Raw genomic sequence first — 10,708 nt, forward strand, 5'->3', positions numbered from 1 at the left:
TAAAACAGTGCTAGACAATTGAGGTAGTAAACATGTTAGGCGGTCCATTTTCTCCTTGGCCAAGCGTCAGTGATGATGAAAAATCTGCAGTCATGGCGGTGTTAGATAGTAACCGGGTTAATTATTGGACCGGTCAAGAGGGGCGCGAATTTGAACGAGAGTTTGCGCACCTGCAGGGGGTATCACATGCGATTGCTGTTACGAATGGTACGGTCGCATTGGATCTTGCTTGGGTTGCTCTAGATTTGCCAAAAGGCAGCGAAGTTATTGTTACTTCACGAACCTTTCTCGCATCGGTTTCTTCCATTGTCTTGGCCGGATTAGTACCTGTATTTGCCGACGTTGATCGAGACTCGCAGAATATCTCTGCGGCTACCATTGCGGAAAAAATTACGCCTAAAACCGGCGCAATTTTGTGTGTACATTTGGCCGGTTGGCCCTGCGATATGGACAGCATCAACGCGCTAGCCAAAGCTCATGATTTGTACGTTGTCGAAGATTGTGCTCAAGCGCATGGCGCGATGTATAAAGGCAAGCCGGTTGGCGGTTTGGGCGATATTGCCGCCTGGTCGTTTTGTCAGGATAAGATCATGACAACCGGCGGCGAAGGGGGCATGGTAACAACCAATTCTGAATCCTTCTGGAATACTATGTGGTCGTTTAAGGACCACGGCAAATCTTGGCAAGCCGTCTACGAACGCGAACATCCGCCAGGATTCCGCTGGTTGCATGAGTCCTTTGGCACCAACTGGCGAATGGGAGAAATGCAAGCAGCCATTGGTCGCTGCCAAGTTAAAAAAATGCCTGAGTGGACCAAATTACGCAATCAATATGCAGAGCAGATACTTGCAACAGCGCGTGCGCTGCCTGGCTTGCGTGTGCCGCAAGTCCCTGATGATATTGTGCATGCTTATTACAAATGCTACGTGTTTGCTGAGCCAAGCCAACTAAAGGCTGGGTGGGACCGTGATCGCATTATGCAAACCTTGGTTGACCGTGGCGTGCCCTGCTTCTCTGGCAGTTGCTCAGAAGTGTATTTAGAAAAAGCCTTTGATAACACCGGTTTTCGTCCGTCAGCACCCTTAGTTAATGCGCAAGAGTTGGGGGAGACATCATTGATGTTTTTAGTACACCCAACGTTGACCGAGGCGGAAATTATGCTGACTTGTGATGCGTTAAAAGATGTAATGGCAGAGGCGGTATAGATCTGCATGGAAAAGTTCTCACTCAACCAGATTTTTCGCTTCCCACCGAAGGTTAAATTTGCCATCGAATGGTTATGGGACAGCTGTGCCATCCTGTTCGCTGTACTGGTTGCGTATTGGATGCGGATAGGGATTGAATCTTGGTCATTTACCACCACCGAGTGGGGCGTAGTGATTGCGAATTTATTCTTTACCCAAGGAATATTACTGCTGCTCGGTCATTATCGTCAGATGATCCGCTTTATTGAGATATCCGCGGTCTATCAAATTGCGGTTGCGGTATTATTGTCGTCATTGTATTTGCAGGCGGCGGAATATTTACTCGGTATTTTTTTGCCGGCCTCAGTGGTGGTTATGTATTTCTTTGGAGCTACCGTGGCGATAGCGTCTCCACGGCTACTGATCCAAGCCACGTCGCAAGCACAGAATCATAAGCTGCGCGAAAAATGTTTGATATTTGGCGCATCGGAATCAGGTCGGGCACTTGTGACTGCCTTGCGTGCTGGAAAGGACCTAATGCCGGTGGCTTTTGTGGATGACAAACGGATTTACTACGGCAAACAAATACTTGGCCTGCCGGTTATCTCGCGTGATGAGATTGAAGAATTCAAAACTCGTTTCGACATCAACAAAATGCTTTTGGCGGTTAACAATACCTCTCGCAGCCGTCGTCAGGAGGTCATCCGCGAGCTAGAACCTTTCGCTCTAGAGCTTTTATCTGTACCGAATGTGCAGGATATTGCCAGCGGTAAGCAGCGCATTGATGAACTTAAAGAAGTAAATATCGAAGATTTGCTTGGGCGCGATCCTGTGCCCCCAGTTGAGCACTTATTGAACGCAAATGTGCGGGACAAAATTGTCATGGTCACCGGCGCAGGTGGCTCCATTGGCAGTGAGCTGTGTCGCCAAATCGTAAAAGGCCAGCCACGCAAATTAATCTTGTTTGAGTTAGCAGAATACAATTTGTATCAAATTGAGAATGAATTAAGTCGCTCATACCCAGAGCTCGAATTGGTGTCAGTGCTAGCTACAATTCAAGACACTGAGTCGCTGCGCAACACTATCGAGCAGCATAAAATTCAAACCATATATCATGCCGCTGCCTATAAGCATGTGCCCATGGTTGAGGCAAATATCACGGCAGGGATCCGGAATAATATCTTTGGCACGGCCAATGTTGCGTTGATTGCCGCAGAGTATGAGGTCGAAAAGTTTGTTTTGGTTTCTACCGATAAAGCGGTACGGCCGACCAATATTATGGGAGCTACCAAGCGCTTTGCCGAGCTCTTTGTGCAGGGGATTTCGGCGCTGCACAGCGAAACAGAATTTGCCATTGTGCGTTTTGGTAACGTACTTGGGAGTTCAGGCTCGGTGGTCCCGCTATTTACTGCACAAATTAAAAAAGGCGGGCCAATAACGGTAACCCATCCTGATATTATTCGCTACTTTATGACTATCCCCGAAGCCTCACAGCTCGTGATCCAAGCCGGCGCGATGGGAACAAATGGCGAAGTCTTTGTGCTGGATATGGGCGAGCCGGTTCGAATTGCCGATTTAGCGGTCAAAATGGCACACCTTATGGGATTGTCAATTACCGACAATCCCACCAATGAAGATGAAATCAGTATTAAATATACCGGCTTGCGGCCAGGAGAGAAGCTCTATGAAGAGCTGTTGATTGGTGATAATGAGACCGCTACAGAGCATCCACGGATCATGGCGGCGAATGAAATCAGTATGGATTTTGCTGAAGTGGTGATGTTACTTGATCAGTTAAATTTTGCTTTAGTGAATCGCAATGAAAATGAGGCCATTGCGATTTTAGCCTCAGCGCCATTGGCATACTCACCAGATGCATCTATTCAAAAACGCATCAACGCTGCTAAGTCAGCGGCTCAAGGAGTGGCTGCAAATTAGCCTAATCAATTGTAGATACTAGTGGTTACGGGTAAAAATTGCAGAAATAAACGTTTTCGCCGATAAGAACGATACACCGCCGTGTGCCGTGTTTGGTGCATCGAGATGATTGGTTAGCTTGGAGTATGTTGTAACATGAGATGGTTGATGAGCATTGTAAGTATGTGTCTGACCGTGCCGGTATATGCACAGCTGTCCAATATGGACAAGTCAGTATCACCACTAACTTTGCAAGCTGACGCGATATACAATGATGCGATTAATCCTACTGCATTGGGTGGAACTGAAGGGTTTGGAGTGGGGCTAATGGCTGCCGGTGGACTCGTCAGTACTCAAGAAGCGCATTGGTGGCAGCTAGATTACGCCGTAACTTATGAGAAATTTAAGCTGCAGCAAGAGCAAATTGGCTTTAGCGAGGACCCTGATTTTTACTCATACAACGTGCGCATCCAGTCGCGTTCGTTTGTCCATAAAGCGTTTACCGTCGATGTGGTTGGGGCACATAGCCAGCAGGAGCAAAAATACGGAGAGGGGATTAGCCGTTTTCAAGATGACGTGTTAGCCATCGATACTTTGACGCGCAATCGTGCAGAAGTCACTTTGGTTTATGGCAGTGAGCCAAGTCGTAATGCCGTCGGCGCTGAATTCTTCTGGCAGGATGATAGTTATGATGACGCCAACAACTATTCGCGTCTGTTTGAGTTGAATCAAGTCGGTGCCGCTGCTGAGTTGCGCCTATGGTTAGCCGGTAGAGTCGGTTTTGTTTCACGTTTATCGATCGTTGAGGATGACTATGCTGCGTTTGAGCGAGTTGACAGTAAATTGTACAACGCGCTGGCGGGTATAGAGTGGGAGTTCTCGGGTAAGTCCGCTTTACGATTGCTAGTAGGTGGATTCCAACGCGACAGTGATGATGGTCAGAATAGAAGCGGGTTTTCTTGGGACCTTAGTTATGATTACTCGCCCTCAGACTATCAAAATCTAACGGTTACTTCGAGACGCACGTCAGCAGTCTCGGAAGTGCTTAGTGCCAGTACTAGTGTGGATGTTATTTGGGGTTTGAAATGGCAGTACGCTTGGAATGATTTATGGTCTTCACAGGCCAGTATTGATTGGCTCGACAAAGAGATTGAGTCTGAGCAACTCGAGCGCTCGATCACGCAGTTTGATTGGGGACTATCAATTGGTTACAACATCAGTTCGTTTCAGCGCTTAATGTTAGCGTTGAAGCGTCGTGATGTGTCATCCAACGACGCCAGTATCGAGTACGAGCAAAATGAGGTGAGGTTAAATTGGTATTACGAGTTTTAGCGTTCATCTTTGTTTGTTGGGCGGCGTTACATCCTGTTGCAAGTCCCGCTCAGCAGCTTATCCCTATTGGGGTGGGTGATATAATTACCATGGACGTGCATCTGGAAAAGGACCTCTACTTGCGCAGCCGTGTCGACGCTTCTGGCGTTGTAAGGTTTCCCCTAATCGGTGACATGCAGGTGGTCGGTAAAACAGTAAAGGAACTCAGCGACGATTTGGTCAAAGCCTATCAAGATGGTTATTTGGTTAACCCGAGCATCGTTGTGCAAATCGATGAAATTCGACCGTTTTATGTACGTGGAGCGGTTAAGCAGCCGGGCTCGTTCCCCTTTGAATTGGGATTGACCATGGAAAAGGCAATTGCGGTTGCTGGAGGACAAACTGACCGCGCCTCGAATAAAAATTGGGTCATTATTCGTGGCATGGATAAACAACGCATACCAGCAACAGTGGATACGCCGATTTTACCCGGTGATATTGTAGAAATCCCAGAGAGCTTATTTTAGTGATGGAAGCCACCAATAAGTCAAGCAGTGCACAGGAGCCGTTATTTGATATCGGCGATTTACTGCTGCTTATTTGGAATAAAAAATATCGCATTATCTTTACTGCAGGGGCTTTGTTTGCACTTTTGGGTTACTACGTTTTGCAGTTACCCCGTATCTATATCGCTACCACCACGCTGCAATTGGGGAACGCATCGAATGAGATGTCTCTACCCCAAGGATTGGCGAGTTTTGCCAGCGGGGGAGATTCGAAACTTGATACCTACCTGCAGTACATGCGGTCGCGTCAGTTTACTGAGCGAGTGGTCGAAGATAGTGGACTGATGCATCGTGCGGAGTTAGTTAACCAAAATCAAAGTGATGATAAAAAGCGCTTAGATGCGGCTATTCGCTTGCAACGGGGGCTGGCTTACAGTCGTTTAGGCGAAACCGCCATGGTAAATGTAAGCTTTGAGTCAACCTCACCGCAATTGGCGGCCGATGTAGTTAATGCGGTAGGCCCGACATTTTTTGCTTATCAAACGCGCAAAAGCACAGCTCGTTCAGCGGATGCAAGCCGTTGGTTGAACCAGCAATTTGAAGAAGTACAGGTTCAATTAGAGCAATCAGAAGCTGCTCTGCAGGATTATTTTCTCGAAAACAAATTGATTGATTTGGCGAGCCAAATTTCGCTAGCCAGTAGCGAAATATCGACTTATATGTCGCAACGTATTCAGGTTGATGCGCAAGCGGCTGAGATGAAAACCATGATCAGTCAGTTTGATGCGTCAGGCGATGATATCCAAGGTTTGCTGAACGTGAGTTACATCATCAAGAACAGCATGGTCCAGGATCTACGCAAACGTATTCTGGATGAAGAAGAAGACCTTGCCGAGATTTCCCGCCGCTACAAGTACAAGCATCCAAGATACATTGCGCAAGTATCTAAGATCGAGGCAATGAAGCGCGAGTTAGACAGCCTTGTGCGCAAACTTGTGGCCTCTCTCAAGCAAGAATACAAAATCTACTTGGAGCGCAGCGAAGAGATTAACAAGCTCATCGAAGAAGCGCGTGGACGGCACAGCGAACTTGGCCAGCATGAAGTTAATTTGGCTAAGCTACGTCGCGAGGTCGAGTCAACTCAAAAGCTTTACGATATCTTTTTATCGCGCGTGCAAGAAACCGAAATTTTGCGTGACCTAGGCAGTCAAGATGACTTTTCCGTGATTGACTATGCCAGTGTGCCGACAGCACCATCAAAGCCAAACGTGGTCCTTTTATTAGCAGCCAGTGTCGTATTCAGTTTATTTATCAGTGTTATGGGCTGGCTATTTATTCACATCGTCAGCGATAAACGTTCGCGCACATTGAAAATTCTGGAAAGTATGGAAGTACCGGTGGTAACCAATATTCCGCGATTGGCAAAAGGTAAGCGAAAACTTTCTGATGTCTTAGTAGCAAGCCATGAAAATATGCCCTTTGCTGAAGCGATACGAACATTACGTACCAACCTTATTGTGCGCAATGAATCTGAGGAAAATCGCGTTATTGCAGTCACCGGGGTAAAACCCAATGACGGTAAATCGTTAGTGGCGGCCAGTTTAGCTGAATCGTTCGCGAAACTTGAAAAGTCCTTGATCCTAGATGCTGACTTACGTTATCCGTCAATTAGCGGGGCGTTTAATATGTCCTCTGAGCTTCCCGGATTGACCCATTTTATCGGTAAACAGCAGCCAGCGGGGCGTTGTATTCATCGGATCCAAGATGGCCAATTATCCATGATGCCGAGCGGGCATATTCCACAAGATCCCATGGTTTATCTATCCAAACCGCGATTCAAAGCGTTTTTACACAAGCTCAGTATTATCTTTGAGCGTGTGGTTATTGATGTTCCGCCACTGGAAGAGTTCAGTGATGCGTTAGTCATTAGTCGCAATGTTGACGCCATCATCTTGGTGTGTGATCTGGAGAATTGTGAAACCGCTGAGCTGGTGCAGGCGGTGCAGAAACTGCGTGACGTGGGTGCGCCGTTGCTTGGCGTTGTGTTCAATCGGGTCAAGAATGTGCCAACCAGGATCCGCGGTACTAACCGCCGCCCTAGCTTAATTAAACGTTTCGGAGGAAAGCACCGTAAGCCAAAATCCCCCGTCGGTAAGAGCCAATCAATCCGCCTGGTTAAGTAAGGTGTAACGGTTGGTGCTGGCTACAGAATGCGGTAAGCTTAACGACGATTTTCTCCACGATTTGTTTTCGCTTGAATAATTTAGCCAGCTTTCACACTTTTGCTCTAACTGCGCAATGCCAACAGTTGCAATTCATTGATGCGCTTGCTGACATCCCTCATGTGCGTCCCAACAGTGATTTTTGGATATTGGGTGAAGGTAGTAATTGCATATTCGTGGACGACTTCGTCGGTGCAGTTTGGGTCAATCGCTTGACTGGGATCGATTATCAAGCAAACACAACACACCATAATTTGCGTGTTGCCAGTGGTGAAAATTGGCACCGCTTCGTTGAGTTTTGCCTTGGTAAACAAATTTATGGGTTAGAGAATCTGGCTCTCATACCCGGCACCGTTGGAGCTGCTCCCATCCAAAATATTGGCGCTTACGGGCGCGAAGTCGCTGAGTTTATCAGTGCGGTAGAAGTGATCGATCTTACTACTGGAGAGGCATTTGAACTGAACAAGGAGCAATGTCAGTTTGGTTATCGAGACAGTGTCTTTAAAGCATCCGAAAACGCGCATTGGTTTATCACTCATGTACGCTTCAAGGTACCCAAGGATTGCTCAATGGCAATCGAATATGGAGAGTTGCGCCAACTAAGTGCACCGACACCGGAGGCGATTTTTGCCACGGTGATTGATGTTCGCCGGAAAAAATTGCCAGACCCAACGGTTATGGGCAATGCCGGTAGTTTTTTCAAAAATCCGGTCATCGACCTGCCTCATTTTGAGCGTTTACAAGAGCAGTATCCGGCTATTCCGAGTTTTAAAGTTGATGTCGATCACATCAAAGTGCCAGCGGCTTGGCTTATCGATCAAGCCGGATTTAAAGGTAGTTCTCGGGGGGGAGTGCAATGTCATATCAATCAGCCTCTGGTTTTGATTAATACTGGCAATGCCCAAGGACAAGAGGTTCTGAGCTTTGCACGGGAGATCCGCGCGACTATCCAGCAACAATTTGGTATCAGTCTGGAGAATGAGGTGCGCTTGATCGGCGCGCAAGGATTGATTGCATTATGACACGAGACGCTGCTAGTACCCGCACGCAAATTCTACAACGGCTTGCTGATGGTAAATTCCATTCAGGTGAAGGCTTGGCAGGCGAATTTGGTATCAGCCGCACGGCTATCGCCAATCATATCAAGGCGCTAGGTGAATTAGGTTTGGACATATTTAGTGTCAAGGGTAAAGGCTATTGCTTGGCAGACCCCATCACGCTGCTAAGCACTGCTGCAATTAATGCCTTGCTCCCAGAAAGTGCGCGCTTACCGCTCACGGTTCTACCTATTATTGATTCAACCAACAACTATATTAAACAGCACATTGAACAGTTGCCAAATGGTCAGGTCGTGGTAGCAGAAGCGCAAACGGCGGGACGCGGTAGGCGTGGGAAAACCTGGGTTTCACCCTTTGCCTCGAGTCTTTACCTCTCAACCTGTTGGCGTTTTCAAGGTGGATTTCAGCAAGTCGCTGGCCTTTCATTATTTGTGGGGATAACCATAATCCAAGCTTTGCAGGCACTGAATATTGATGGTTTGGCAATTAAATGGCCGAACGACATTTATCGTCACGGTGAGAAGCTGGGCGGGATCTTGGTTGAAATTGAAGGACAAATTGATACCCAAGTGAATTGCATTATTGGCATCGGAATAAATGTAAATCTGCCCGATGTTACCGCGCAAATTGATCAGCCATTTACAGACCTGTCTGATTTAGCGCTCGATCGTAATCAGTTATGCGCAGCAATCATTCAAGCCTTAAGTACCGGCTTGCCGGAATTTGCTAGTCATGGATTAGATCCGATTGTGGGCATATGGAATGAATGGGACATTTTCTATCAGCAGCCGGTTAGTATTCATTCCCAAGGCCGAGTGGTTGAGGGGATCAATCAGGGTATTGATGCGCAGGGCGCGTTGTTGCTAGAAACACCCAAAGGTCAGCAAATCATCCATGCCGGAGAGGTCAGTTTACGTGGCCGTTGAAACTTGGTTACTCGATATCGGCAATACGTCGTTAAAACTCTTCCGACTAGAGGCAGATACGCAATGTCTCTTACGAGCGCTGGACCCAGTAAGACGGTTTGCGAACAAAGACGACTTTGCCGCGTTTGTCAGCGACACATTTACACGCATTAATCCTCAGTCTTTTGATGTCCGGGTTTATGTGGCCAGCGTGCGCAGCGATGATGAAACGCAGGAATTGTTGCGTTGTCTGCAAATAAAAAATGTCACCTTGCACCAAGTATCCACCAGCGCTGACAGTTTTGGTTTGAAAAACAGTTATGCAAAACCGGAAAAAATGGGCGTGGATCGTTGGTTGGCGATGTTAGGGGGGCAACTACTCAGTCGCCGACCGTTTATTGTTATCGACGCAGGTACAGCGATTACGGTCGACGCAGTCGCTAACAATGTCCATATTGGCGGGTGGATTGCGCCAGGCTATCAGTTAGCGCTCAATGCAGTAACAGGAAACACCCGGCGGGTGTTTCAAGCTCAATTTGAATCCGCTGAGGTCGCGTTTGGTAACGATACCGAAGCGTGTTTGCACTTAGGGTGTGTAGCCCAGCTTAATGGTCTGGTGTTGGTAGCGCAGCAGTTGATGAGTACACAACATCCTGAATTTACGGTGATCCTGGCTGGTGGCGACCGCGATCGGCTGCTGTCGGTAAAGGAAATGTTGGCCACTAAGCATATTGTTAATGTGAACAATATTGTGTTTTACGGACTATTGCGCTTTGCGTTGGCCGAAATGCCGCTGCAAATGCAAAGAAAGTGTGCAGAATCGTTGGATATTTGAGCATACAGCAAGAAAAAGCATTTTTTTTGAAAAAGTCTATTGCACAGGGGGAAGGTTTTCACTAGAATGCGCAGCCACTTGATGCAGTGCCGACTTAGCTCAGTTGGTAGAGCAACTGACTTGTAATCAGTAGGTCGCCAGTTCGATTCCGGCAGTCGGCACCATCAATCTCTGGAGGGGTACCCAAGCGGTCAACGGGAGCAGACTGTAAATCTGCCGGCTCAGCCTTCGCAGGTTCGAATCCTGCCCCCTCCACCACTTTTTCTTATGAGGTGGCCAGAGAATTTAGGAATGCGGGCATCGTATAATGGCTATTACCTCAGCCTTCCAAGCTGATGATGCGGGTTCGATTCCCGCTGCCCGCTCCAGATTCGTGCTGATATAGCTCAGTTGGTAGAGCGCACCCTTGGTAAGGGTGAGGTCGGCAGTTCAAATCTGCCTATCAGCACCATTTCTCCCCAGCTCATAGATGAATTATTTTTTTTAATAGCACTTTGCTGGGAAGATAGACATGGCAAAAGAAAAGTTTGAACGTACGAAACCGCACGTAAACGTTGGTACAATCGGCCACGTTGACCACGGTAAGACAACTCTAACCGCGGCAATCACTACCGTACTAGCAAAGACATACGGCGGTTCAGCACAAGCATTCGATCAAATCGATAACGCACCAGAAGAGCGTGAGCGTGGTATCACAATCGCGACTTCACACGTTGAGTATGACACTCCTTCACGTCACTACGCACACGTAGACTGTCCAGGACACGCTG

9 protein-coding genes and 4 tRNA genes are annotated in these 10,708 nt (G+C 47.6%); all 13 read left to right on the top strand.

The window, feature by feature from the left end; all coding sequences use genetic code 11:
• Nucleotides 1-32 precede the first annotated feature (32 nt).
• Nucleotides 33-1,205 carry a DegT/DnrJ/EryC1/StrS family aminotransferase gene (locus CSH92_RS16370; protein ID WP_100658724.1) on the top strand — a complete coding sequence of 391 codons (1,173 nt, stop codon included), beginning with the start codon at nt 33-35 and terminating at the stop codon, nt 1,203-1,205.
• Between the two features lie 6 nt (nt 1,206-1,211).
• Nucleotides 1,212-3,122, top strand: a complete 1,911-nt coding sequence (locus tag CSH92_RS16375; RefSeq protein WP_100658725.1) for a polysaccharide biosynthesis protein — start codon at nt 1,212-1,214, stop codon at nt 3,120-3,122.
• A 147-nt stretch (nt 3,123-3,269) separates the two neighbouring features.
• Nucleotides 3,270-4,433, top strand: a complete 1,164-nt coding sequence (locus CSH92_RS16380) for a hypothetical protein (protein WP_124916988.1) — start codon at nt 3,270-3,272, stop codon at nt 4,431-4,433.
• Nucleotides 4,415-4,939, top strand: coding sequence for a polysaccharide biosynthesis/export family protein (locus CSH92_RS16385; RefSeq protein ID WP_100658727.1), 525 nt, complete (start codon nt 4,415-4,417; stop codon nt 4,937-4,939). Before CSH92_RS16380 ends, CSH92_RS16385 begins: the two co-directional genes overlap by 19 nt.
• A gap of 2 nt (nt 4,940-4,941) precedes the next feature.
• Nucleotides 4,942-7,101: a GumC family protein gene (locus tag CSH92_RS16390; RefSeq protein WP_100658728.1), complete on the top strand. Its 2,160-nt coding sequence runs from the start codon at nt 4,942-4,944 to the stop codon at nt 7,099-7,101.
• A 71-nt stretch (nt 7,102-7,172) separates the two neighbouring features.
• Nucleotides 7,173-8,162: a UDP-N-acetylmuramate dehydrogenase gene (gene murB / locus CSH92_RS16395; RefSeq protein ID WP_100658729.1), complete on the top strand. Its 990-nt coding sequence runs from the start codon at nt 7,173-7,175 to the stop codon at nt 8,160-8,162.
• Nucleotides 8,159-9,124, top strand: coding sequence for a bifunctional biotin--[acetyl-CoA-carboxylase] ligase/biotin operon repressor BirA (gene birA / locus CSH92_RS16400; RefSeq protein ID WP_100658730.1), 966 nt, complete (start codon nt 8,159-8,161; stop codon nt 9,122-9,124). Before murB ends, birA begins: the two co-directional genes overlap by 4 nt.
• Nucleotides 9,114-9,938 (top strand): type III pantothenate kinase, encoded by an 825-nt coding sequence (locus CSH92_RS16405; protein WP_164084779.1) that lies wholly within the window; start codon nt 9,114-9,116, stop codon nt 9,936-9,938. Before birA ends, CSH92_RS16405 begins: the two co-directional genes overlap by 11 nt.
• 88 nt (nt 9,939-10,026) lie before the next feature.
• Nucleotides 10,027-10,102, top strand: a tRNA-Thr gene (locus CSH92_RS16410).
• 9 nt (nt 10,103-10,111) lie between these two features.
• A tRNA-Tyr gene (locus tag CSH92_RS16415) sits at nt 10,112-10,196 on the top strand.
• Between the two features lie 35 nt (nt 10,197-10,231).
• Nucleotides 10,232-10,306: transfer RNA gene (locus CSH92_RS16420), tRNA-Gly, on the top strand.
• Between the two features lie 7 nt (nt 10,307-10,313).
• Nucleotides 10,314-10,389 (top strand) — tRNA-Thr (locus tag CSH92_RS16425).
• A gap of 60 nt (nt 10,390-10,449) precedes the next feature.
• Nucleotides 10,450-10,708 (top strand): GTP-binding protein (locus CSH92_RS16430; RefSeq protein WP_240612849.1); only part of this gene is annotated, 259 nt, incomplete at its 3' end.

It is taken from the genome of Neoalteromonas flava, assembly GCF_002807685.1.
Lineage (GTDB): Bacteria > Pseudomonadota > Gammaproteobacteria > Enterobacterales > Alteromonadaceae > Alteromonas_E > Alteromonas_E flava.